Here is a 22462-nt window from a genome sequence, read left to right on the forward strand (position 1 = left end):
GTTTCCTTGTAACCTGAATGGCGCGGGGCCGGGTCGATCGCGTTCACTGCGGCGTCCTTGCGGTTCAGCTCGCCAGCATCCTGCGCATCACGTTCTCTTCAGTCAGCCTGTCGCCGTCGAGTTCGGCGACGTTACGTCCGCGGTACATCACCGATACGCGATCGCACACGTTGACCAGCTCGGGCACGTCGGTCGAGTAGAACAGCACCGCGCCGCCCGCCGCCGCGAACGCGCGCATCAGCACGAAAATCTGGTGCTTGGTGCCGACGTCGATGCCGCGCGTCGGGTCGAACATCAGCCACACGCGGCTTTGCGTCAGCAGCCACTTGGCCATCGCGATCTTCTGCTGATTGCCGCCGGAAAACGACAGGCACGGTTTGTACACCGCGCGCGGATTCACTTCCATTTGCGCCAGCACGCGCTCGATCGCCGCGCGCTCGCGCTTGCGGTCGATCAGGCCCAAACGCGTGTAGCGCGTGATCACCGGCAGCGAGATGTTTTCGCCGCCCGGCAGACGTAGGAACAGACCTTCGGTCTTGCGGTCCTCAGGCAGCAGGCTCGTGGCGACGCCGGCTTTCAGCGAATCGGCGGTCGACGTGAGCGTGACCGCACGGCCGTCGACCAGCATCTGCCCGGCGTCGAAATACTCGGCGCCGAACAGCGCCTCGAACAGCTCGCGCTGTCCCATCCCTTGCAGTGCGGCGATGCCATGCACTTCGCCGGCTTTCAACGTGAGGCTGAAATCGTCGACGACGCCGTCGACGCGCGCATTGCGCAGTTCGAGCGCCGGCGACGGCGCGGTGAACGTCGGCGGCGACTTCGGCGGGTACTTCGCTTCCATTGAGCGGCCGATCACGAGGCGAATCACTTCGTCATCGGAGATGTCCTTCGTGTCGAACGCGCCGACGTCGCGGCCGTTGCGGTAGATCGTCAGGCTGTCGCAGAACTCGCGCACTTCCTGCATCCGGTGCGAGATAAACACGAAGGTGACGCCGCGCGCCTTCATCTCGTCGATGCGGCGCGCGAGCCACGCGACGTCACGGCCCGATAGCGCCGAGGTCGGCTCGTCGAGCAGCAGCACCTGAGGCTCGCGGATCATCGCCTTGGCGATTTCAATTTTTTGCCGCACCGGCAGCGCGAGGTCGCGCACATAGGCGCCAGGCCGCACGTCGGTCAGCTCGAGCTTGTCGAGCCACTGTGCGACGTGCCGCTGCGCGTCCGCGCGCTTGATGCGGCCGAACAGGCCCGACGGTTCATTGCCGAGCAGCAGGTTCTGTGCAACCGTCAGATCGCGCACCAGCGTCATCTCCTGAAACGCGGTCTGCACGCCGGCGCGATGCGCGTCCTTCGGCTCGCGCATCTGCACGTCGCGGCCGAGAATCGCGATGCGGCCTTCGTCCGGCCGGATCAGGCCGGACAGCAGCTTGACGGTGGTCGACTTGCCGGCGCCGTTCTCGCCGAGCAGCGCATGCACGGCGCCGCGCCGCACCTGGAACGACGCGCTGTTCAGCGCGACCGTGGCGCCAAAGCGCTTGGTGACGTTCGCGACGTCGATCGCCCAGTGATCCGCGTGGGTTTCGCGAGGTTCGGTCATGACCGTCATCGTCGGACTCCGTTGCAACGTGAGGGGTTGAGCATGGCGCGTTCAGGGGTCGACTTCGACCCCGGTGGCCCTTGATTGCCCTTAGTCGCCTTTGCCGGTCAGTGCGGCGTTGAAGCCGACTTCGCTGGTCTCGGGCGAATAGATGTCCGCGAACCAGCCCGGCGGCACCTTGTCCGGCGGGAAGGCCGTGCAGCCGGCGCGCAATTCCGCGATCGAGCCGGTCTGGCACAGCTTCGACTGCGACGTTTCGACGAGCGGCAGCTTGAGCGTCACGCGCGCCGGGATGTCCTTGCCGTCGAGCTTCTGCACCGCGAGCTTCAGCGCCAGCGCGCCGGAATAGGGCGGCGAACCGTACGAGATGGACGGGTAGCCGATCGAGCGATACGCGCCTTCGCCCTTCACGGTGCCAGGCGGCAGCATCTGGATGCGGTGCCCGTTCGACGACTCGCCCGCGCACGGCTTGATCTTGTTGTCCGGAATGCCCGCGTCCAGCTGCATCGACGCGGCGGTGAAGCAGCCGACCTGCATCCACAGGCCGTCGATCTTGTCCCAGCTGTTGGTCGCGAGAATCTTCGACAGTTCGGTCTTCGCGGTCGCCTGGCTCCACATGCCGGTGCCTTCCGCGACGATCTTGATGCCCGGGTACTTCGCGAACACGGCTTTGGCCGCTTCGGTGCGTGCGCGGTCGACCGAGGTGCCCGGCACGCCGGTGATCATCACGATATTGCCTTTGCCGTTCAAGGTCTTCGCGAGCCAGTCGGCGGTGACGGTGCCCGCCTGGTTCTGATCGATCGTGATGTTGTGCGCGCACGGCTCGGTCACTTCGCCGTCGTACGCGATGACCACGACGCCTTTCGAGCAGGCGTTCCTGATCGCGCGATTGAGTGCGGTCGGCGAGATCGGATAGATTACGATCGCCTTCGCGCCGGCCTGCACCATCGAATTGATCTGCTGAATCTGCCGTTGCGCATCGGTGCCGGCGACCTGCACTTCGAGATCGACCTTGTCCTTCAGCTCAGGTGTCGCGGCCATCGCCTTGACCATATTGGCCGCTTCGGTCTGCCAATCGTTACCGACGTAACTCATCGACAGAAAGATCTTGTACTTGCCCGCGGCCACGGCTGGCCCGGATAAGGTGAGGCCGCCGATACACGCCGCGGCGAGCGACGCTCCGAGCGCGGCACTGCGTAGCAGCCGCCTCGCACGACCAAGGATGTGCGTCAAAACGTTCATGTCTGCCTCCAATCCTTCTGGGTTGTGATTGTTCGATTGTGATCCGCGCGTCTGAAGCGCGGTTGTTGTCTTCGCTGTGGTGCTTCTGGTAAAGCGTGCTGCACGCGCGACTGTCCGACCGCGCGCCAGACGACGACTCGACTGCGCTTACCCTGCGGTGTTTTCGACGTGCGGCACGCGCGCCGAATCCGGCAGGCGCAGCCCCGCCGAACCGGGTACGACGTCGGGGTCGTGCCCGGGAATCACGATGTCGGCGATCTGCCGGATGCGCTTTAACGACGCGAGTTCGGCCCCGGTCTCGTGCACGATGCCGACCGGTACGCCATCGACGATGTTCTCCATGCAGTTCGCGCAATCGCCGGTCACGACGACCACGCCTTGCGCGGTATTCACCGCGACCGACTGATGGCCGGGTGTATGGCCCGGTGTCGGGATCACACGCACGCCCGGCACGATGTCGGCGATGCCGTTGACGAACTGCCAGCGGAACCAGGCAAGCGGCTCGCGGCCGATCAGAAACTCCTGGTAGAACGAAGCCTGGGTCGGCAGCGGACGGCCCGCATATTCCCATTCGGTCTGTTGCACGATGAAGCGCGCGTTGCGAAAGAGCGTGTTGCCGCCCGAGTGGTCGTAGTGCAGATGCGTGTTGATCACGATATCGACATCGTCCGCGCGCCAGCCGACGTATTCCTTGAGCGCACGCTCGAGCCGTTCTTCCGGCGCCTGATCGCATGGGCAGATAAAGCTGCTGACCCATCCCGGGTCATGAATGCCGGTATCGACGACGATCTTTTTCTCCGCACCGACAATCGCGGTCGACCACACCGGAATACGGATCTGCTGGCCGTAGTAGCGTGCATAGATCAGCGACGACCTGTCGACGGTGAGCCAGCCGGTCGGCATCGCAACGACCTTGAGTTCGGGAGTAGCCACGCTCGTCTCCGCAATCAGAAGTTGACTTCGTTCGCGCCTTTGAGCTTGAGCATCGCGCGCGCTTCCGCCGGGGTCGCAACTTCGAGCGACAACCCTTCGATTACCTGACGGATCTTCACGACCTGCGCGGCGCTCGATTCGGCGAGCTTGCCGGGTTCGATCCACAGCGAATCTTCGAGGCCGACGCGCGCGTGCGATCCCTGGGCAACGCCGATCGACGCGAGCGGCAGCTGGTTGCGGCCCGCGCCGAGAATCGACCATACGTAGGCGTCGCCGAACAGGCGGTCCGCGGTGCGGCGCATATGCATCAGGTCTTCCGGATGACCACCGATTCCACCGAGCAGACCGAACACGCTTTGCACGAAGAACGGCGGCTTCACGAGCCCGCGGTCGACGAAATGCGCGAGGTTGTACAGGTGCGAGATGTCATAGCACTCGTGCTCGAAACGCGTGCCGTTGTCGCTGCACGAAGTCAGGATGTACTCGATATCGGCGAACGTATTCTTGAACACGAGGTCGCGGCTCTTTTCGAGGTGCTGGCGCTCCCAGTCGTGCTTGAGGTCCTTGTAGCGCGCGAGCATCGGATACAGGCCGAAGTTCATCGAGCCCATGTTCAGCGACGCGACCTCGGGCTGGAAGTGATGCGCGGGGCGCAAGCGCTCGGCGACCGTCATATGCGGGCTGCCGCCGGTCGTCAGGTTGATCACCGCGTCGGTTTCGGCCTTGATGCGCGGCAGGAATTCCTGGAACACCGCCGGGTCTTGCGTCGGTCGGCCGTCTTTCGGGTCGCGCGCGTGCAGGTGCAGGATCGCCGCGCCTTCCTTCGCGGCGGCGAGCGCGGCATCGGCGATCTGCCGCGGCGTCACCGGCAGATACGGCGACATCGACGGAGTATGGATTGCGCCGGTCGGCGCGCAGGTGATGATGACTTTTCGCTTGGCTGCCATGTTGTCCTCGTGTTTCGTCAGGTTTTCGCGGTGGAGTCCGCGAAAGAGAAACCGGTGAAACGGGCCGGCGACGGTTGCGGCCGTTTGAAACTGCCTGAATCGGCCTGGAACCGCGAACCTCAGCGGCTCCCGTCGCCCGGCGGCGCTACAGTACTTCGACGTTGCCGCAAACGGAGATCGCCTGGCCGGAAATGCCCATGCCGGCCGGCGAGCACAGGAACAGCGCGGTCGCCGCGACTTCCTCGGGCGTCGTCATACGGCGCAGCGAAATCGTGTCGAGATAGCGCCGCTCCATGTCTTCATAGGAGAGACCAAGCTGCTGCGCGCGCGCGGCGATCACGCGCTCGATGCGCGGCCCTTTGACGATGCCGGGTTGGATCGTATTGACGCGGATACCGGTCGGGCCGAGTTCGATGGCGAGACTTTTCGTCAGGCCGACGATCGCCCATTTGGTTGCGGAGTAGGGCGTGCGATACGCGTAGCCGAGGCGTCCCGCCACCGACGACAGCGCGATGATCGAACCGCCTTCGCGTGCCTCGCGCAACAGCGGCACCGCGCGGCGTGCGAAGTAGAACTGGGCGTTGAGATTGATATCGACCGTCTGTTCCCATTCGCCGACGTCGATCTCGTCGACGCCGCCGGTTGGGCCGGCGATGCCCGCGTTATTGACCAGGACGTCAAGCCCGCCGAGCTGCTTCCTGACGTCGGCGAACACGCGGTCGACCGCATCGCGGTCGGCGACGTCCGCGAGCGTTGCCGTGATGGCGGACGGGCCGGCTTTCGACGCTGGCTCCTGAGTGTGCTGCAGCGCATCGATGGCCTGCTCGCTCGCGTCGCATACATGCACGCGCGCGCCGGTTTCGACGAACGCCTGTGCGATCGCGAGGCCGATGCCGGATGCGCCGCCCGTCACCAGCACGCGCAGACCCGCGCGCGGCGTCAACATGGATAGAATCGTCATTGCTGTTGTCTCCGTCGTAATCCGTATGGGGTATGTCCGTCGTGTGTCCGCGATACGACCACGGCGGACAACGATTCGGTCTACTACGCGATACTTCGACTCCGTGGAACGGCTGTGACGCATGCTGCGTGCCTTCGGGCGCGCGCTGCTGCCGTGTGCGCGTCCGCGCAGTGTCGTTACGCGCTCGCCTCCTGCTGTTCGACTAACCGCTCACGCAAATCGTCCGCCGATTCGCCGATGTCCTGCGCGATGCCCGCGCGCGCGCCTTCGCCGTCACCGCGCCACAGCGCTTCGACGATCAGGCGGTGTGCGTCCATCGAGCGCCGCATATGCGGAATGTCCGGCGCGACCAGATTCAGGAACGGGCCGATGCGCATCCACAGGTTCTGGATCGTCGCGAGCGTCACATCGCTTGCGCCATGCGTGTAAATCGCCACATGGAATTCGAAATTGCTGCGCAGATAGGCAGAGACGTCGCCGGCTTCAACATGCGCGTCCATCGTGTCGAATACCTGCTGCAGTGTCGCGAGATGCGCGTGCGACATCCGCGTCGCGGCACGCGCGGCGACGCAGCCTTCGAGCGCGATGCGCACGTCGCGCAATTCTTCGAGCAGCTCGAGGGTCATCGGCGGCACCATCAGCGCGCGGCCGGGGCCGTCGATCAGCGCGCCTTCGGCTTGCAGGCGCGTCATCGCGCCGCGGACCGGCATCGTCGACGAACCGACTGCATCCGCGACGCCGCGCAGGCTCAGCAACTGGCCGGGTGCGAAACGGCCGGTCATGATCGCTTCGCGCAATTGCGCGTAGACGCGGCTCGCCATCGTGTCCCTTGCCACCAGTTCGAGCGGCGGCAGCTCTTTCGTCGCTACGCGGGTTGTCACAAGTTCCTCCAGGCGTCCTGGGCGAATCGGTTGCGATGTGTGACCTGTGATCACACTTGCTCTGAGATGCAGTCTGCGCGGCTCGATCGTGCACGTCAACCGAGGGAAAACACGGAGCGCATAACAAAGCGGGTTCGGGCGGGGGCGGCGCGGTGGTGTTCACCGTGGGTCGAGGCGCTACGAGGGCCGGCCCAGCTCATTCGATATCAATTTGGCGAGGCGCGGGCTGTCGCCGACCGTTTCGCACTGTTCAGCGGAAAGTCCGAATGACACGTGGAATCCGTCTTCCGTCCGTAGCGTCAGGATAAAGGTCCGCTGGTCGCTGGCCAGTTCGACCGCGATCGAGTGTGCCGGGTAGACAATGCGCAGCGTGTCATCGTGGTGCTGCACGCGCATCGCTTTGAGCGCCAGGTTCGGCAGGGTAAGGATCAGGTGCTGCAGGCACGCGGTCGGCAGATGCAGCGACCACTCGGCATGGTTGCAGTCGACGCCTTGCAGCGCAAAGCACGATCCGTCCTGCGCGAGCTCGAGCCCGGTCAGGTGGCGCGCATCGATCCGGTTGATGATCGGAGCGGGGTCGGTCATAGCACTTCCGCGAAAGAGCAGCAGGAGTCGCGCTCCGGCAGCGTGACCGCTGGCGCGTATGCTGATCAGATCGAAGGGTAGCGAAGCGCGGCGGCCGGAGGTGTTTCAGGAGCACCAGATTGCTTGACTGACCGGAACAGGTTCGCTCGCGCTACGTTTGGCGCGACGGCGATGCGCTTTGATGCTTGGCGTCAAAAGGGCTTGCCTCGCGTCGAGGCGGCTGCGTATAATCGCAGGCTCTGTTGTCGCAGCAGAAGTTTGTGAAATTGCAGCGCCGCCATCTGAAGCAAGTCGAAACAATCCGCGGTAAAGATCGCTCAGGTATTGGGGGCGGGTAGTAAAAAGCACTTCACAAAGCGCTGTGAGCCAGTTAGAATGGCGTTCTTCGCTGATTTGCAGTCAGAAGTTAGCAACAGATAAGCGACGGAAGCCGGCGGTAGAAGTCAAGCCGCAGCAGTTTGCGACAGATCTGCAAAGATTTTGTCCCCTTCGTCTAGAGGCCTAGGACATCACCCTTTCACGGTGAGTACAGGGGTTCGAATCCCCTAGGGGACGCCAGGATATCAGCGTCGTTTGCGGTACGGGCGGTCAAATCGCCTATATTGCAGGCAGCGCAGCTTGTGAGACTTAACCGACGCTCGCAGGCAGGATACAAAGACTGGAGTGGTAGTTCAGTCGGTTAGAATACCGGCCTGTCACGCCGGGGGTCGCGGGTTCGAGTCCCGTCCACTCCGCCACGATTGAGCCCGTTCAGGTGCGCGTTGAAGGTGCGCCTCAACGGGCTTTTTCATTAAAGATGTAAGTGCAGTCATCAGTCGTAGCAGGTCCCCTTCGTCTAGAGGCCTAGGACATCACCCTTTCACGGTGAGTACAGGGGTTCGAATCCCCTAGGGGACGCCAGACAAAGGCTCGCGGAAGGTCCGACATCCGCGGGGCACATGAGCAGCATGGGAGCGGTAGTTCAGTTGGTTAGAATACCGGCCTGTCACGCCGGGGGTCGCGGGTTCGAGTCCCGTCCGCTCCGCCAATCAAGAGAAGCCCGCTGATTCGTCAGCGGGCTTTTTGCGTTCTGGCGTACTGTTTTGGGTCTCGGCGTATTTCGTGACGTATCGGCTGGGGCAATCAGCCATTGTCAGCGGCGGCAGCGTATCTTAACGTTGATCGCACCCTCCCGAATCCACTTTTGTTGCGCCGCGTGATGCTCGACCCGACCGAAGAACTGTCCCCATTCCAGTTGCGCGAGGCCAGTATGGACGACTTCCCGTTCGCGGAGGCGCTCACGCGTAACAACATGGGCGGCTACTACCGTCGTCACCACCTCGTCTGGCGCGGCGATCTGTTTCTCGCCAGCTGGCGAGAATCGGAAAACTTCATTCTCGAAGTCGATGGCGAGCGCATAGGCGTGCTGCGCATTACCGAAGAGGGCGACTCGCTGCATATCCGCGATGTGCAGATCGCCGAGGGGCATCGCCGGCGCGGCGCGGGGACTTATCTGCTGAATATGTCGCACCGCTGGGCCCGGGCGCGTGGGCTGCAGGAGCTGCAGCTGCGGGTGTTCGTCGACAACCCGGCGGCCCGGCTCTATCAGCGGATGGGCTATCGGCTTGCCGGGCCGCGTCTCGCGCAGCTCGGATCGATCCGGCACATGGCGCGCCGCGTCTGATCGACGCCGAAGTGGCGGCGCTTTTATTCCGGAATGGCTTTCAAGACCCCGATGAATCCGGCAACGCCGCGTCGGGGCGCTCGTCGTCGAGCAGGTCTTGCGGATCGTCGCCATCCGCGGTGCGGTGCTCGGCGCCGCGCACGATGAACGCGCGCGGGCTTTCGCCGAACTGTCGTCTGAACATCGCGGAGAAGGCGCTCTGACTCTGATAGCCGAGCACCTGCGCAACCTGCGCGAGCGGCCGTCCCTGGCTTAACAGCGGAATCGCGCGTGCCAGCACAGCCTGCTGGCGCCACTGCGAAAAGCTCACGCCGAGTTCCTGGCGGAACAGCCGCGCAATCGTGCGGGTGCTCGCCCCCACAGCCGACGCCGAACGCTCGAGCGAATCGGTCGCGGCCGGATCGGCGAGCACCGCCTCGCATAGCGCTCGCAGCCGCTTTTCGGTCGGCATCGGCACCGCGAGCGGCAACGGCTCCGAGCGAATGATTTCGTCGAGCGCGAGCGAGCCGAGCAGCCGTTCGCGCTCGGGCGCGAGATCCGGCGTGTCGAGCGCTGCGATCAGCTCACGCAGCAGCCCTGACACCTCAACCACGCGGCACGCGTCGAGCCCCGGCGGCACGGCGTCTTCGTACACGTACAGCGTGCGCAAGAACGCTTCTTCGACGATCGTCACCTCATGCAGCACGTGCGGCGGCACCCAGATCGCGCGCGACGGCGGCACCATCCAGGTCGTGCCGACGGTGGTCATGCGCAGCACGCCGCGCGACGCATACGCGACCTGCGCCCAGGCATGCGTGTGGCGCGCGATGCGCACGCCGGCCGGCATCGGCCGGGAACGCACGCGAATCGGATGCCGCGGCGTCGGCGCAAATTCGGGCGGAATATCGGCGAAGTCGACGCGGTCCGACAGAACAGGTTGGGTGGGCTCAGTCATCGTGAACGCGAGGGTCGCGGGCAGCCAACGGCGCTGTCGTTGTGTAGGGAGTGGCCCATTGTAGAGGGATGCCCGCGTCGCGGGTGCGCGTGCGCGGCCGGATGCATAATGGCACCCGGTTCGTTGCCCGCACGACCGGCGCCTTGCGCGCCGGCCGTCCTACCCTTCGGGCGACATCTGATGACGGAGGACATTCGCGCGATGCGATACGTGTTCGTGTACGGCACCTTGCGCGCCGGTGAAGTGAACGATATTGGCCAGGCAGCCGCGCGCAGCGCGCTCGCGATGCCGAAGCTGGTCGGTGAGGCGTCGGTGCGCGGTCGGCTATTCGACTTCGGCAACTATCCGGGCTTCGTGCCCGATGATGATGGCGTCCACGTGAAGGGCGACGTCTACGAGATCGACGAGCGCCTCGTGGCGGTGCTCGACCAGATCGAGCAAGTCTATCCGGGCGACGCGGGTCTTTTCATGCAGCACGAGGTGACCGTCGATATCGACGGCGCCGCGTTCGACTGTCTTTACTACCCGGTGCAGCGACATGCGGTGCAAGGGTTGCCGGAGATCGGTTCCGGCGACTGGGTCGCCTATCGGCGCGCACGCAAATAGCGGCGCGACACAAACGGCGTCGCGGGCGTGCGGACTCGCAGCTCGTGCTCGCGACGCTGTTCGATCAAAGTTCTTCGTAAAGCGGCAGCGTCAGAAACTCCGTGAAGTTCGCCGAGGTCGACATCTCGCCGAAAATCTGCGCCGCGCGATCGTAGGTCTTCGTCTCGCCGCCGACTACCTGTTTGACCTTCGCCAGTTCCTGCCCGGTCAATTCACGCACGAGTTCCGCGGTTACTTTGCGGCCATCGTCGAGCTTGCCTTTGGACGAGCGAATCCATTGCCACACCTGCGAGCGCGAAATTTCCGCGGTCGCCGCATCTTCCATCAGGTTGTGAATTGGCACGCAACCGTTTCCCGCGAGCCACGAACCGAGGTAGTGAATCCCGACATTGATGTTGTTGCGCAAGCCCGCTTCGGTGATCGGTGACTCGGGCCTGAAGTCGAGCAGGTCGGTCGCCGTCACGTTGACGTCCGGGCGCTGCTTGCCGATCTGGTTCGGCCGCTCACCGAGCACCTTGACGAACTCTTCCATCGCGATCGGCACCAGACCCGGGTGCGCGACCCAGCCACCGTCGTAGCCGTCGGTCGCATCGCGCGCCTTGTCCGAGCGTACGCCGGCCATCGCCTTGTCGTTCGCGGCCGGGTCGCCTTTGATCGGAATCAGCGCGCTCATGCCGCCGATCGCCGGCGCGTGACGGCGGTGACAGGTCTTCAGCAGTTCGAGCGCGTAAGCGCGCATGAACGGCACCGTCATCGTGATCTGCGCGCGGTCGGCAAGACAGAAGTCTTCGTCGTTCCTGAACTTCTTGATTGCCGAAAAGATGTAGTCCCAGCGGCCTGCGTTCAGCCCGGAGCTGTGCTCGCGCAGTTCGTACAGAATCTCGTCCATTTCGAACGCGGCAAGAATCGTTTCGACCAGCACGGTCGCGCGAATCGAACCGCGTGGAATGCCGACGGCTTGCTGCGCGGCGATAAAGATCTCGTTCCACAGCCGCGCTTCGAGATGACTTTCGAGCTTCGGCAGATAGAAGTACGGGCCACTGCCGCGCGCCAGCAATTCCTTCGCGTTATGAAACAGAAACAGCGCGAAGTCGAAAATGCCGCCGGACACGCGCTCGCCGTCGATCGTCACGTGCTTCTCATCGAGATGCCAGCCGCGCGGACGCACAATCAGCGTCGCGACCTTGTCGTTGAGCCTGTACGATTTGCCGTTCTGCTCGAGCGAGATCGTACGGCGCACCGCATCCTTCAGATTGAGATGGCCGGTGATCTGATTGTCCCAGCTCGGCGCGTTCGAATCTTCGAAGTCGGTCATATACGCGTCGGCGCCCGAGTTCAGCGCGTTGATCACCATCTTGCGATCGACCGGACCGGTGATTTCGACGCGGCGGCATTCGAGATCTTTCGGCAGCGGCGCGATCGTCCAGTCGCTGTCGCGGATGGACTTCGTTTGCGGCAGAAAGTCCGGGCGTTCGCCGGCGTCGAGGCGTGTCACCCGTTCGGCGCGCGCGTGGAGCAATTGCTTGCGCCGCGGTTCGAACGCGCGGTGCAGTTGCGCGACGAGTTCGAGCGCGTCACGCGTCAGAATGGTTTCGAAACCGGGCTTGATCTCGCCGGTGATCTTCATTCCCTGCGCAAGCGGCAGCGGGTTCGCCATGATGTTTCTCCTTGGTCGGTCAGGTTAATCGGCACAGGTGGCGGCGCGCTGCCGGGTCGGTCAGCCCGCCGGGGCAGCGGCGTGGGCGCAATGGCAGCGCGGCGCGCAACCCTGCCAGATTCAGAAGATAATTTTATTTATGACTATAGGTGCTTGAAAAGACCGGTTACGTCACTTGATCTTTTACTTTCATGCACATAATCTGTCGCGATTCACCAATTCCGGGCGCGCGTCGCCGGCGCATATCACGATGGACCGCTTCAAGCAGATCGAAACCTTCGCCACCGTCGCGGCCCGCGGCAGCCTGTCGGCGGCCGCGCAACTCGAGGGCGTCGCGCCTGCGATCATCGGACGCCGCATCGATGCGCTCGAGGAGCGGCTGGGCGTCAAGCTGTTCGTGCGCACCACGAGGCGCATTACGCTGACCTTTGAAGGCTCGGCGTTTCTCGAAGACTGCCAGCGCATCCTGAACGACATGCACAACGCGGAAGCGAGCGTGTCCGCAGGCGGGGTGAAGGCGAGCGGGCATCTGCGCGTGTCGGCGCCGGCGGGCTTTGGGCGGCTGCATGTCGCGCCACGGGTGGCAGCGTTCACGGCCGCGCATCCGGACGTGACGGTCACGCTCGATCTGTCCGACCGGCTCGTCGATCTGGTCAACGAAGGTTTCGACTGTGCGGTGCGTCTCGGCGAACTGCCCGATTCGTCGCTCGTGTCGCTGCGGCTTGGCGAGAATCGCCGCGTATGCGTCGCGGCGCCGCGCTATCTGATGCAACGCGGCACGCCGCGCACGCTCGCCGAACTCGCGCATCACAATTGTCTCGCGTTGGCGGCGAGCGCGAACCCGCAGCGCGGCTGGGTGTTCGAACAGGACGGCAAGATCGTCACGATCAAGGTGTCGGGCACGATGGAATGCTCGGATGGCGCGGTGCTGCACGAATGGTGTCTGGCCGGCTACGGGCTCGCCTGGCGCTCGTGGTGGGAAGTCGGCGCGGATATCGTGGCGGGGCGGCTTGCGACGGTGCTCGATGCATTCGCCGCGCCGCCGATCGGCATTCATGCGGTGTTCGCGCAGCGCCGTCACTTGCCGCTGCGTGTGCGGCTCTTTCTCGATTCCATCAAGGAGACCTACGCTGAGCCTGGCTATTGGGATCGGGCGTGAGGTTCGCTGTCCTGCTGAATCTTGCATGACGCATCGCTGCGCGCGCCGCGCGGGTTTCCGATATGCGGACTCACCCTCAAGCGCCGCGTGCACGGAATTTCGGCGCACTACAATCGTTTGAGCAGGCCTGTCGCCACCACCCCGGAGCGCTCGCCGCCGGTGTTGATGTGCCGCAGACCAATCGTGCACCTGCAGTCGACGACGGAGAGCACCATGTTCAAGCATATCCTCGTGCCGACCGATGGTTCGGAACTGTCGAAGAAAGCGATCGATGGCGCGATCGATCTCGCGCAGGCGGTCGGTGCGCGCGTGACCGCTTATGCCTGTTTGCCGCAATATCCGTATTCGCCGTTCTCCGAAGTGGTCGTTGAACCACCGGTCGATTTCCAGGATCGCAGCGAACGCGAGGCGCGCGACCACCTGCGTGAAGTCGAAGAGGCCGCGCGCGGCGCGGGTGTTACGTGCACGAGCCAGACCAGCGTGCATCCGTCGCCGTACCTCGGCATCATCGAAGCGGCCGAGAAGAGCGGCTGCGACGTGATCTTCATGGCGTCGCACGGTCGGCGCGGGCTGGGCAGCCTGCTGATCGGCAGCGAGACGCAACGCGTGCTCACGCATACGAAGATTCCGGTGATCGTCTATCGATAGATGTGTAAATCGCTGGTGACGAACGCGTACGTGTCGCCGGCTTGCACCGGCGACACGTACTGCAGTCAATCCGCAGTCAACCCGCAGTCGGCCCGAAATTGATCCACAGTCGGCTATCCGTCAGCCGACCGTTGGCCACGTCACGCGACCTTCTTGTCGAGCGACACGTGCTGATCGAAGAACTGTTCGTCTTCGGTCGAGCCGGAGAGCGCGGTGGTCGACGCTTCGCGTTCGACGGTTTGCGTGACCGCATCGAAATAGCCGGTGCCGACTTCGCGCTGGTGCTTGACCGCCGTAAAGCCCTGTTCGGCGGCGGCGAATTCCGCTTGCTGCATCTCGACGAACGCGCTCATCTGCGTGCGCGCATAGCCGTGTGCGAGATGGAACATCGAGTAGTTCAGCGAATGGAAGCCCGCCAGCGTGATGAACTGGAACTTGTAGCCCATCGCGCCAAGCTCCTTCTGGAACTTCGCGATCGTCGCGTCGTCGAGATTCTTCTTCCAGTTGAACGACGGCGAGCAGTTGTACGACAGCATCTTGTCCGGGAACTGCTTGTGGATCGCTTCGGCAAACTTCTTCGCGTATTCGAGATCCGGCTTGCCGGTCTCGCACCAGATCAGGTCTGCATACGGCGCGTACGCGAGGCCGCGCGACACCGCTTGCGCCAGGCCCGGCTTCGTGCGGAAGAAACCTTCGACGGTGCGCTCGCCAGTGAGAAACGGCTTGTCGTTTTCATCGATATCGGACGTGACGAGATCGGCGGCCTCCGCGTCGGTGCGTGCGATCAGCACCGTCGGCGTGCCGCAGATGTCGGCGGCAAGACGCGCGGCGACCAGCTTCGCGACGTTTTCACGCGTCGGCACCAGCACCTTGCCGCCCATGTGACCGCATTTCTTGACCGACGCGAGCTGATCCTCGAAGTGCACGCCGGCCGCACCCGCTTCGATCATCGCCTTCATCAGTTCGAAGGCGTTCAGCACGCCGCCGAAGCCGGCTTCCGCATCGGCGACGATCGGCGCGAAGTAATCGATATAGCCTTCGTCGCCCGGGTTCTTGCCTTCTGACCATTGAATCTGATCGGCGCGCGTGAACGTGTTGTTGATCCGCTTCACAACGAGCGGCACCGAGTTCGCTGGATAGAGCGACTGGTCCGGATACATTTCGCCGGCGACGTTCGCGTCGCCCGCGACCTGCCAGCCCGACAGGTAGATGGCCTTCAACCCGGCCTTGACCTGCTGCATCGCCTGGTTGCCGGTGAGGGCGCCGAGCGCGTTGACGAATGGCTCGCTGTGCATCGCGGACCACAGCTTTTCGGCGCCTCGCTTCGCCAGCGTGTGCTCGACCGTCAGCGAGCCGCGCAGCCGCACGACATCGTCAGCGCTGTAGCCGCGCTTGATGCCTTTCCAGCGCGAGTCGGTGTTCCATTGCTGCTGCAGGTGTTGAATCTGCTGTTCGCGTGACATCGTGTGCTCCCTTTGTGTTGAAGATCGATCGGTGGAATGGTGGCTTTTAGCGAGCGGATGCGCGGTTGCGACGGGTCCGTCGTGAAGTCTTATATAAGAGTCTAGGCAACTGACCCGATCGGCAACAGGCGCTGGCGAACGTTTTTTTCGGAAATTTATTTTTTAATAATCAATGATTTGAATCATTTGTTTCGTATCGTGGAAGGCATTTTTCCATCCTGCAACACCATCAGTTGTGCCTTGCAGCAAGATTTTTTACAAGGCAAAGAATTTTTCCACATTGTGAAAAACGGATGCGGGCGAAAAAAAACCGACGCAGTGCGTCGGTTTTTGGGTTTGCCGGATGGGGAACCCGGCTTTTATGTGTTCGCTGTCGCGTGTAACGCGAGCGCTCAGCTGCCGCGGCGTGGATTACGCGGGCCGTCGCTACGGCGCGCGCCGTAGCCGCCGTCACGCGAGCCGCCAAAACCGTCACGCGAACCGCCATGGCTTTCACGCGATGCGCCGTGACCGTCGCGGCTGCCGCCCGACGACGACTTGCCGCTCCATCCGCGCCCGCCACTGTTACTGTTGCCGCCGCCGTAACCGCTACCCGCCGGTTTGCCGCCAAAGCGCCGGCCACCACTATTGCCGCCAGGACGGCCGCGGCCGCCGCCGAAACCACCGCGGCCGCCGGCCGGCGGCGCCTTGCGGGGTTCGAAGCCTTCGATCACGTTGACTGCCAGCGGCGCGCGCACGAAGCGCTCAATGCGCTTCAACGCGCCTTGCTCCGCATGATGCACGAGACTGACCGCGATACCCGAGCGCCCGGCGCGCCCCGTCCGGCCGATCCGGTGAACGTAGTCTTCGGCGAACTTCGGCAAGTCGTAGTTGAAGACGTGCGTGATGCCCGGGATATCGATGCCGCGCGCGGCGACGTCGGTGGCGACCAGCACGCGCACGCGGCGCTCGCGCAGCGCACGGATCGTGCGGTTGCGCGCGCCTTGCGGCAGGTCGCCGTGCAGCGCGGCGGACTGGAAGCCCGCGTCGGCGAGGCGCCCGGCCAACTGGTCCGCATCGCTCTTGGTGGCGGTGAAGACGATTGCCTGATCGAGGCCCGCGTCGCGCAGCAGATGGTCAAGCAGACGGTCCTTGTGCTCGCGGTCGTCGACGTAGTGCACGGTTTGCGCGATGTTGTCGCGCTGTTCGATGCGCTGCGCGATCTCGATGCGCTCCGGGTTCTTCAGCAGGCGGCCGGTGAGCGAACCGATCTTGCCGTCGAGCGTCGCTGAAAACAGCATGGTCTGGCGCGAAGCGGGCGTGGCCGCGACGATGGTTTCGATGTCGTCGATAAAGCCCATATCGAGCATGCGGTCGGCTTCGTCGAGCACGAGGATCTGCAGTTCCGACAGATCGATACGGCCGCGCTCCAGATGGTCGAGCAGACGGCCCGGCGTCGCGACCAGAATTTCCGGGTTCTTCGCGAGCAGCATCAACTGCTGGCCGTACGCGACGCCGCCGAGAATGCTGACCGTGCGCAGCTTGCGCAGGTGCTTGCCGTACGTCGATGCGGCCGTCGTGACCTGCATCGCGAGCTCGCGGGTCGGCGTGAGCACGAGCAGACCCGGACGCGCGACCGGCTGCGGCCGGCGCGTGCGGCGATCACCGCGCGGATCACGCGTATCGCGTGCATCGCGTGGTTGCTGTGCCTGGGTTTTTTGCAGCTGCGCGAAGCGTTCGATGGCCGGCAGCATGAAAGCGGCGGTTTTGCCCGAACCGGTCGGGCTCGACACCATAAGGTCGCGTCCGGCGATGGCGGCGGGAATCGCGCGCTGCTGGACCGGGGTCGGGGCCTTGTAGCCGGCCGCGACCAAAGCGGAAACGATCTCTTCGGAAAGTCCCAGCGAAGCGAACGTCGGGCCTTCGACGGCACCGGCTGCGTCGGCCGCATCGGGCATGGCGGCGGCACGCTCTTCGGCGGCGGCTTGCGGGTCGAGACCGAGGGCGGCGTCGGCGATGGCGTCCAACGGGCTGATGGTATTGCTCGAAGTCATGAAAATCCTTGAAGCATGGGAACGAACCCCTTGGACATTTCCAGGGGATGAAACGTCGGCGCCAATCGGCATACCCAAGTCGTCGGATTCAGCGAGCAAACATCAGCGAGCAAACCGTAAAACGGGGGCAGCTCGCAACAATCAAGGCGAGCTTTCGTTAGAAGCTGTATCGGATGCGGCGCGCCGGGAAGGCTTGCCGCCAGCCTTACATGGCGGCCCGTAGAAGAGGCTGGGCCCGTGGCAGGAGGGTGACAGGTTCTAAACTGGATTGGAGCAAAACGCTTTACTGCACCTGCATAACAAGTGCAGGTGCGGATTATAGCCACTTTTGCTGCACTGCGCCACTTCTTTGACATGAAATCGTCACGCGTCAGACAATTGGCGCAAGCGCCGCTTTCCTGAAAGATCTGCGCAACGGACCAGGACTGCGGACCAGAACCGCGGACGATGATCGCGCACTACGACGGTGTGTCGCCTTTGAGCAATTCGACCAGGTCGACGTACTCCTGTCTGGCCGTCTCGGGCGCGAGGCCCTTGAGCGTGGCCCATGCGTCGTGTTTGTACCTGCCGACCCTATCCAGCGGACCTGGCCGGTCGTCGGCTGCGTCGCCCACGGTGGCCTGCTTGTACAGCGCATAGAGGCGCAGCAGCGTGAGGTCGCCGGGACGCTCCGGCAATTCCTTCACGTCTTGCACAGCTTGGGCAAAGCGGGTATTGACGTCGTTCATCGCGTTCTCCGTGGCTTGTTCGGGTCGGCCGACGATCATAACAAGTGCGGCTTTATCGCGCGCTGAGCCGGGTGGAGCGATCGTTCAGGAACAGGTACGCTGGCGCGTCGCGGCGATGCGCGTCGCCAGTCTGGGTAGGTCGGGCGGGCTGGCCTTGCGTCCGACGCATCAGGGTCGCGCATTACAATATCGGACATGACTGAAACAGTGCTGCTTGCCCTCGATACCTCGACCGAATTCTGTTCGGTCGCGTTGCTTGCCGTTGCGAATCCGCCTGCAGGCGCATACGCGCCTTCATTCACTGGCGGCGCGTCCGCCGCTTGCGCAGGCGCTGCCACGGCGCCTGCCGCTTGGTCGTCCGGCGATGCGTCTGATGAACCGCGCGTCTGGGTCCGCCACGAAGCGACCGGCGCGGTGTCGAGCACGCGCCTGCTGCCCGCGATACGCGAACTGTTCGACGAAGCCGGTTTTCCGCTGCGCGCCTGCGATGCGATCGCATTCGGCGCGGGGCCCGGCTCGTTTACCGGCCTGCGCACGGCGACCGGCGTTGCACAAGGGCTGGCATTCGGCCTCGGCTGCCCGGTCGTGCCGATTGGCACACTCGTCGCATGCGCGGAAAGCGCGCGCCGGCGCGACCCGTCGGCCACGCGCGTGCTGGCCGCGCTCGATGCGCGGATGGACGAAGTCTATTGGGCCGAATACGCGTGGGACGACGCGCTGCAAGACTGGCGGACCGTGCGCGCGGCCACGCTCGATGCGCCGGAGCGCGTCGTGGCGCCCGATGTGCCGTACACGCTGGCCGGCAACGCGGCGAAGGTATTCGGCGAGCGGCTCGCGGTCGCTGCCGGCGCACGATCGATAGAGGCGGACGCGCTGCCGCATGCGCTGCCGATCGCGTTCGCCGGCCTGCGTGCATGGCGCGCGGGACGCGCGGTGCGGGCCGATCAGGCGGCGCCCGACTATGTGCGTGACAAGGTCGCGCTGACCACGGCCGAACGGCTCGCGGCGAAGACGGCGCAGCGCGCGCCGGCCGCGAACGGCGAGGCCGCGGCGGCAAGCGGCGATGCGGGCGGACGTGCGCAATGAGCGGCGTGCTGCTCGCGGACCGCTACATGTCGCCGATGACCGACGGCGACCTCGACGAAGTCGCCGCGGTCGAACGTCTCGCTTACGAGTTTCCATGGAGCCGCGGCAATTTCGAAGATTCGTTGCGCAATGGTTATTTCGGTATCTGCATGCGGCACGTGACGGGCACGCTGATCGGTTACTGCGTGCTGATGCCGGTTGTCGATGAGATGCATCTGCTGAATCTGTGCGTTGCGCCGCCGGCGCAGCATGCGGGCGCGGGACTCGCGCTGTTGCGCGAAGCCGTGCGCATTACCCACGCGGAAAAACTCGATGGGCTGCTGCTCGAGGTGCGGCCGTCGAATCACCGCGCGATCCGGCTCTATGAACGATTCGGCTTTGCGTCGATTGGCCGGCGCAAGAACTACTATCCGGCGCGGCATCGTGGTCGGGAGGACGCAATCGTGATGCGATTTACCTTTGTGAAGGAGGGTGCCCATGGCGCTGCATGAGTCCGCGCTGGAAGAACTCGGCCTCGCGCCGCAGTGGGTGAGACGCGGCAGCGCGACGGGGTCGGCGATGCTGCAGGACGAGCAGCATGGCGTCACCGCGCAGGGGCCGGTCACCGGGGACGGTGTGACGCACGCGCATGCGTCGTCCGATGCCGTACGTGCTGAAGCGTCGCCGGCTGCGGCGGCGGGCGCGCAACCTGCCGCTCCAGCGGCGCCGCCCGAAGACGACTTTACCTGGTTCGACGATCTGCCCGCGCAGCCATCGTCGCGCGTCCCGGCGCGTGCAGCCGAAGAAAGCGCGCCCCACGAAGTGAGCGACGCCGCCGCGCCGCCGGTCGCGGCCCTCGATTGGGATGCACTGGTCGCGCGGGTCGCTGGCTGCGAACGCTGCCGGCTATGCGAGAAGCGCACGCAGACCGTGTTCGGTGTCGGCGACCGCAACGCGGACTGGATGCTGATCGGCGAGGCGCCAGGCGAAAACGAAGATCGCCAGGGGGAGCCGTTCGTCGGCCAGGCCGGCAAGCTGCTCGACAACATGCTGAGTTCGCTGTCGCTTGCGCGCGGCACGAACGTTTATATCGCAAACGTGCTGAAATGCCGGCCGCCCGGCAACCGCAATCCGGAGCCCGACGAAGTCGCGCGCTGCGAGCCGTATCTGCAGCGCCAGGTCGCGCTCGTCAAGCCGAAGCTGATCGTCGCGCTCGGCCGCTTTGCCGCGCAGAGCCTGCTGAAGACCGAGGCAAGCATCTCGTCGTTGCGCGGGCGCGTGCACGCGTACGAAGGCGTGCCGGTCATCGTCACCTATCACCCGGCGTATTTGCTGCGCAGTTTGCACGACAAGGCGAAAGCCTGGCAGGACCTTTGCCTTGCGCGCGATACGTGGCGCAACGCGGCCGCGAGCGCGGCGGACGGCGCCGGTCCGGCAAGTTCATCGGCTAACCCGGCAACCGATGCGGCAACTGCGGCGGCGACCGAGGCAGCCGCCGGTGCCGCGGATTCCGCGACCGCCTGATGGCTGCCGACGGCCCGACAGCCGGTTTGCCGCCACGCGTCGCCGCGCGGCTTGAACAGCTGACCGACCCGGCGGTGCGCGATCTGGCGTGGCTGCTGTTCAGCCCCGATCTGTTGCGCGCGCAACCGCCGGCCGGTGTGCGCGCGGAGCCGTTCGAATCGGCGGACGAGGCAGTCGCAATGGTCGACTGGCTGGTTGCGCAAGACGCGCATCCGGTTGCGCTGCATCAGCACATCGCGGCCGCTCAGGTGACGCGCCTTGGCCGCTACGCGGAATGCCTGCTTGCATGGTGTCTGCGATACGGTCCTGGCGCGCGGCTCGTGGCCGCGAACGTCGCGTTGCGGCGCGGTGGCCTGACGCTCGGTGAATGCGACTTCCTTGTGCACACGCAAACCCGCCGCCGGCTGCATTGGGAACTGGCCGTCAAATGCTATCTGCATGCGGGCGATGGCCGTGCGCAACTGGCGGACTATGTCGCTCCGAATCTGCAGGACCGCTTCGACGTGAAGCTGCACCGGTTGCTCGATCACCAGTTGCCGTTGAGTGCGCGCGCCGAGTTCGCGGCGCTCGGACACAGCGGACCCTGGGAGGCGCAAATGTTCGTCAAAGGGTGGCTCTTCTATCGCGACGGCGGCAGACCGCCGGAACCGCCCGCGCTCGACCCTGCTCATGCGCGCGGCTGGTGGACGACGCGTGCGGAGTGGCCGGCGTTCGCTGCCGCGCAAGGCCACGCGTGGGCGGTGCTGCCGCGTTTGCAATGGCTGTCGCGCCGGCGCCGGAACGGCGATGCGGCCGCGGCGGGGCTGTTCGACATTCCGTCATTGAGTGCGCAACTCGCGCAGCATAGCGGGCCGACGATGGTCGCCGCGTTCGCTGCGGAGGGGGAAGCGGGCAACTGGCGCGAAACCTCGCGCGGTTTTGTCGTGCCCGACGGATGGCCCGTGCAGGCGCTAGCGTTCGCTCGCCGCTGATACGCGCGCAAAGCGGGATGCGCCGCCGGTCAACTTACCACCAGCGATGAAAGTGATGCACGGGCCCGATGCCAGCGCCGACGTCGAGCCGCTCGCTCTGTTTGAGCGCATCGGTCAGATAACGCTTCGCGTCGACCACGGCGCTCGCGATGTCGCGCCGTTGCGGAAGCAGCGCCGCGATTGCCGATGACAGCGTGCACCCGGTGCCGTGCGTGTTCTTCACCGGTACGCGCGGCCCGCCGACGCGCAGCGTGCCGCCGGGTTCGATCAGCCAGTCAGGGCTGTCGATGGCCGCGAGATGGCCGCCTTTCATCAGCACCGCGCGCGCACCGAGCGCACGCAGCGCTTCACCGTGGGTGATCATCGTGGTTTCGTCGACGGCGGCCTCGCAGCCGAGCAGCGCGGCCGCTTCCGGCAGATTCGGCGTCAGCAGATCGGCGAGCGGCAGCAGTTCGTCGCGCAGCGCGGCGACCGCGTCGGCCGCCAGCAGCGCATGCTTGCTCTTCGAGATCATCACGGTGTCGAGCACCACGTGCGACGGACGGTGGCGGCGCAGCGCATCGGCCACCACGCGGACGATCTGCGCATTCGCGAGCATGCCGATCTTCACGGCATCGATGCGGATATCGTCGAACACCGCATCGAGCTGCGCGGTGACGAAGCCGGCGTCGGGCGTGTGGATCGCGATCACGCCACGCGTGTTCTGCGCGGTCAATGCAGTAATGACGCTCGCGCCATAGGCGCCGAGCGCGGAGAACGTCTTCAGGTCGGCCTGGATGCCCGCGCCACCACCGGAATCGGAGCCGGCGATGGTGAGCACGTTAGGAATCGGTTGGGTCATGAAAGGAAAAAAACAGGACGGCGGGCG

The 22462-nt window shown here is 64.8% G+C and carries 21 protein-coding genes and 4 tRNA genes; 12 read left to right on the forward strand and 13 right to left on the reverse strand.

Annotated features, from left to right (window positions below):
- Positions 1–64: 64 nt before the first annotated feature.
- The 7 genes from HV796_RS02675 to HV796_RS02705 all read right to left on the reverse strand — a co-directional run bounded on the left by HV796_RS02675 (position 65) and on the right by HV796_RS02705 (position 7143).
- Positions 65–1603, reverse strand: coding sequence for a sugar ABC transporter ATP-binding protein (locus tag HV796_RS02675; protein ID WP_246355648.1), 1539 nt, complete (start codon positions 1601–1603; stop codon positions 65–67).
- Positions 1604–1684: 81 nt separating this feature from the next.
- A complete protein-coding gene (locus HV796_RS02680; protein ID WP_175224908.1) occupies positions 1685–2836 on the reverse strand; it encodes a sugar ABC transporter substrate-binding protein in 1152 nt (383 codons plus the stop codon).
- Positions 2837–2983: 147 nt separating this feature from the next.
- The gene (locus HV796_RS02685) at positions 2984–3739 is read right to left on the reverse strand and encodes an N-acyl homoserine lactonase family protein (protein ID WP_175225016.1); all 756 of its coding nucleotides are present in this window, start codon (positions 3737–3739) and stop codon (positions 2984–2986) included.
- A 44-nt stretch (positions 3740–3783) separates the two neighbouring features.
- Entirely contained in the window at positions 3784–4716 is a 933-nt protein-coding gene (gene kce / locus HV796_RS02690; protein WP_175224910.1) for a 3,5-dioxohexanoate:acetyl-CoA acetone transferase, read from the reverse strand.
- 145 nt (positions 4717–4861) lie between these two features.
- Positions 4862–5677 carry an SDR family oxidoreductase gene (locus tag HV796_RS02695; RefSeq protein WP_175224912.1) on the reverse strand — a complete coding sequence of 272 codons (816 nt, stop codon included), beginning with the start codon at positions 5675–5677 and terminating at the stop codon, positions 4862–4864.
- Positions 5678–5853: 176 nt separating this feature from the next.
- Positions 5854–6498 (reverse strand): GntR family transcriptional regulator, encoded by a 645-nt coding sequence (locus tag HV796_RS02700; protein WP_175225017.1) that lies wholly within the window; start codon positions 6496–6498, stop codon positions 5854–5856.
- A gap of 237 nt (positions 6499–6735) precedes the next feature.
- The gene (locus HV796_RS02705) at positions 6736–7143 is read right to left on the reverse strand and encodes a hypothetical protein (RefSeq protein WP_175224914.1); all 408 of its coding nucleotides are present in this window, start codon (positions 7141–7143) and stop codon (positions 6736–6738) included.
- Between the two features lie 482 nt (positions 7144–7625).
- Here HV796_RS02705 and HV796_RS02710 point away from each other — a divergent pair.
- The 5 genes from HV796_RS02710 to HV796_RS02730 all read left to right on the forward strand — a co-directional run bounded on the left by HV796_RS02710 (position 7626) and on the right by HV796_RS02730 (position 8806).
- A tRNA-Glu gene (locus HV796_RS02710) sits at positions 7626–7701 on the forward strand.
- Between the two features lie 102 nt (positions 7702–7803).
- Positions 7804–7880, forward strand: a tRNA-Asp gene (locus HV796_RS02715).
- Positions 7881–7967: 87 nt separating this feature from the next.
- Positions 7968–8043 (forward strand) — tRNA-Glu (locus tag HV796_RS02720).
- A gap of 50 nt (positions 8044–8093) precedes the next feature.
- Positions 8094–8170: transfer RNA gene (locus HV796_RS02725), tRNA-Asp, on the forward strand.
- A gap of 171 nt (positions 8171–8341) precedes the next feature.
- Positions 8342–8806: a GNAT family N-acetyltransferase gene (locus tag HV796_RS02730; protein WP_175224915.1), complete on the forward strand. Its 465-nt coding sequence runs from the start codon at positions 8342–8344 to the stop codon at positions 8804–8806.
- 40 nt (positions 8807–8846) lie between these two features.
- Here the strand turns inward: HV796_RS02730 and HV796_RS02735 are convergent, their stop codons facing one another.
- Complete coding sequence (locus HV796_RS02735) at positions 8847–9740, reverse strand: AraC family transcriptional regulator (protein ID WP_175224916.1); 894 nt, start codon at positions 9738–9740, stop codon at positions 8847–8849.
- A gap of 201 nt (positions 9741–9941) precedes the next feature.
- On the opposite strand from HV796_RS02735, the gene HV796_RS02740 reads away from it, so the two are divergent.
- Positions 9942–10346 (forward strand): gamma-glutamylcyclotransferase family protein, encoded by a 405-nt coding sequence (locus tag HV796_RS02740; RefSeq protein WP_175225018.1) that lies wholly within the window; start codon positions 9942–9944, stop codon positions 10344–10346.
- A 64-nt stretch (positions 10347–10410) separates the two neighbouring features.
- On the opposite strand, the gene aceB is transcribed toward HV796_RS02740, so the two are convergent.
- Positions 10411–12003: a malate synthase A gene (aceB, locus tag HV796_RS02745; protein ID WP_175224917.1), complete on the reverse strand. Its 1593-nt coding sequence runs from the start codon at positions 12001–12003 to the stop codon at positions 10411–10413.
- Positions 12004–12253: 250 nt separating this feature from the next.
- Between aceB and HV796_RS02750 the strand changes: the two genes are divergently transcribed.
- Both HV796_RS02750 and HV796_RS02755 read left to right on the forward strand, forming a co-directional pair.
- A complete protein-coding gene (locus HV796_RS02750) occupies positions 12254–13162 on the forward strand; it encodes a LysR family transcriptional regulator (RefSeq protein ID WP_175224918.1) in 909 nt (302 codons plus the stop codon).
- Between the two features lie 213 nt (positions 13163–13375).
- Positions 13376–13810 carry a universal stress protein gene (locus HV796_RS02755; RefSeq protein WP_175224919.1) on the forward strand — a complete coding sequence of 145 codons (435 nt, stop codon included), beginning with the start codon at positions 13376–13378 and terminating at the stop codon, positions 13808–13810.
- 140 nt (positions 13811–13950) lie between these two features.
- On the opposite strand, the gene aceA is transcribed toward HV796_RS02755, so the two are convergent.
- From aceA to HV796_RS02770, 3 genes are all read right to left on the reverse strand, one after another.
- A complete protein-coding gene (gene aceA / locus HV796_RS02760) occupies positions 13951–15273 on the reverse strand; it encodes an isocitrate lyase (protein WP_175224920.1) in 1323 nt (440 codons plus the stop codon).
- Positions 15274–15665: 392 nt separating this feature from the next.
- Positions 15666–17306, reverse strand: coding sequence for a DEAD/DEAH box helicase (locus HV796_RS02765; RefSeq protein ID WP_175224921.1), 1641 nt, complete (start codon positions 17304–17306; stop codon positions 15666–15668).
- A gap of 458 nt (positions 17307–17764) precedes the next feature.
- Complete coding sequence (locus tag HV796_RS02770; RefSeq protein ID WP_175224922.1) at positions 17765–18034, reverse strand: acyl-CoA-binding protein; 270 nt, start codon at positions 18032–18034, stop codon at positions 17765–17767.
- 195 nt (positions 18035–18229) lie between these two features.
- Between HV796_RS02770 and tsaB the strand changes: the two genes are divergently transcribed.
- From tsaB to HV796_RS02790, 4 genes are read left to right on the forward strand one after another with little or no spacing between them, the layout of a single operon-like run.
- On the forward strand, positions 18230–19120 hold the full coding sequence (gene tsaB, locus HV796_RS02775; protein WP_175224923.1) for a tRNA (adenosine(37)-N6)-threonylcarbamoyltransferase complex dimerization subunit type 1 TsaB: 891 nt from the start codon (positions 18230–18232) through the stop codon (positions 19118–19120).
- Positions 19117–19611 carry a ribosomal protein S18-alanine N-acetyltransferase gene (rimI, locus tag HV796_RS02780; RefSeq protein ID WP_175224924.1) on the forward strand — a complete coding sequence of 165 codons (495 nt, stop codon included), beginning with the start codon at positions 19117–19119 and terminating at the stop codon, positions 19609–19611. The genes tsaB and rimI overlap by 4 nt, the downstream gene beginning before the upstream one ends.
- On the forward strand, positions 19598–20623 hold the full coding sequence (locus HV796_RS02785) for a uracil-DNA glycosylase (RefSeq protein ID WP_175224925.1): 1026 nt from the start codon (positions 19598–19600) through the stop codon (positions 20621–20623). The genes rimI and HV796_RS02785 overlap by 14 nt, the downstream gene beginning before the upstream one ends.
- A complete protein-coding gene (locus tag HV796_RS02790) occupies positions 20623–21594 on the forward strand; it encodes a DUF1853 family protein (protein ID WP_175224926.1) in 972 nt (323 codons plus the stop codon). The genes HV796_RS02785 and HV796_RS02790 overlap by 1 nt, the downstream gene beginning before the upstream one ends.
- 34 nt (positions 21595–21628) lie before the next feature.
- On the opposite strand, the gene thiD is transcribed toward HV796_RS02790, so the two are convergent.
- Positions 21629–22435, reverse strand: a complete 807-nt coding sequence (gene thiD / locus HV796_RS02795; protein WP_175224927.1) for a bifunctional hydroxymethylpyrimidine kinase/phosphomethylpyrimidine kinase — start codon at positions 22433–22435, stop codon at positions 21629–21631.
- Positions 22436–22462 lie beyond the last annotated feature (27 nt).

Source organism: Paraburkholderia humisilvae (assembly GCF_902859855.1).
In the GTDB taxonomy this organism is placed as follows: Bacteria; Pseudomonadota; Gammaproteobacteria; order Burkholderiales; family Burkholderiaceae; genus Paraburkholderia; species Paraburkholderia humisilvae.

Coding starts and splice junctions, on each gene's coding strand:
- HV796_RS02730 (WP_175224915.1), top strand. CDS start 8,342: ATGCTCGACCCGACCGAAGAACTGTCCCCATTCCAGTTGCGCGAGGCC.
- HV796_RS02680 (WP_175224908.1), bottom strand. CDS start 2,836: ATGAACGTTTTGACGCACATCCTTGGTCGTGCGAGGCGGCTGCTACGC.
- tsaB (WP_175224923.1), top strand. CDS start 18,230: ATGACTGAAACAGTGCTGCTTGCCCTCGATACCTCGACCGAATTCTGT.
- HV796_RS02735 (WP_175224916.1), bottom strand. CDS start 9,740: ATGACTGAGCCCACCCAACCTGTTCTGTCGGACCGCGTCGACTTCGCC.
- HV796_RS02700 (WP_175225017.1), bottom strand. CDS start 6,498: ATGGCGAGCCGCGTCTACGCGCAATTGCGCGAAGCGATCATGACCGGC.
- HV796_RS02790 (WP_175224926.1), top strand. CDS start 20,623: ATGGCTGCCGACGGCCCGACAGCCGGTTTGCCGCCACGCGTCGCCGCG.
- aceA (WP_175224920.1), bottom strand. CDS start 15,273: ATGTCACGCGAACAGCAGATTCAACACCTGCAGCAGCAATGGAACACC.
- HV796_RS02685 (WP_175225016.1), bottom strand. CDS start 3,739: ATGCCGACCGGCTGGCTCACCGTCGACAGGTCGTCGCTGATCTATGCA.
- HV796_RS02770 (WP_175224922.1), bottom strand. CDS start 18,034: ATGAACGACGTCAATACCCGCTTTGCCCAAGCTGTGCAAGACGTGAAG.
- HV796_RS02705 (WP_175224914.1), bottom strand. CDS start 7,143: ATGACCGACCCCGCTCCGATCATCAACCGGATCGATGCGCGCCACCTG.
- HV796_RS02675 (WP_246355648.1), bottom strand. CDS start 1,603: ATGACGGTCATGACCGAACCTCGCGAAACCCACGCGGATCACTGGGCG.
- kce (WP_175224910.1), bottom strand. CDS start 4,716: ATGGCAGCCAAGCGAAAAGTCATCATCACCTGCGCGCCGACCGGCGCA.
- rimI (WP_175224924.1), top strand. CDS start 19,117: ATGAGCGGCGTGCTGCTCGCGGACCGCTACATGTCGCCGATGACCGAC.
- HV796_RS02765 (WP_175224921.1), bottom strand. CDS start 17,306: ATGACTTCGAGCAATACCATCAGCCCGTTGGACGCCATCGCCGACGCC.
- HV796_RS02695 (WP_175224912.1), bottom strand. CDS start 5,677: ATGACGATTCTATCCATGTTGACGCCGCGCGCGGGTCTGCGCGTGCTG.
- HV796_RS02740 (WP_175225018.1), top strand. CDS start 9,942: ATGCGATACGTGTTCGTGTACGGCACCTTGCGCGCCGGTGAAGTGAAC.
- thiD (WP_175224927.1), bottom strand. CDS start 22,435: ATGACCCAACCGATTCCTAACGTGCTCACCATCGCCGGCTCCGATTCC.
- aceB (WP_175224917.1), bottom strand. CDS start 12,003: ATGGCGAACCCGCTGCCGCTTGCGCAGGGAATGAAGATCACCGGCGAG.
- HV796_RS02785 (WP_175224925.1), top strand. CDS start 19,598: ATGGCGCTGCATGAGTCCGCGCTGGAAGAACTCGGCCTCGCGCCGCAG.
- HV796_RS02750 (WP_175224918.1), top strand. CDS start 12,254: ATGGACCGCTTCAAGCAGATCGAAACCTTCGCCACCGTCGCGGCCCGC.
- HV796_RS02755 (WP_175224919.1), top strand. CDS start 13,376: ATGTTCAAGCATATCCTCGTGCCGACCGATGGTTCGGAACTGTCGAAG.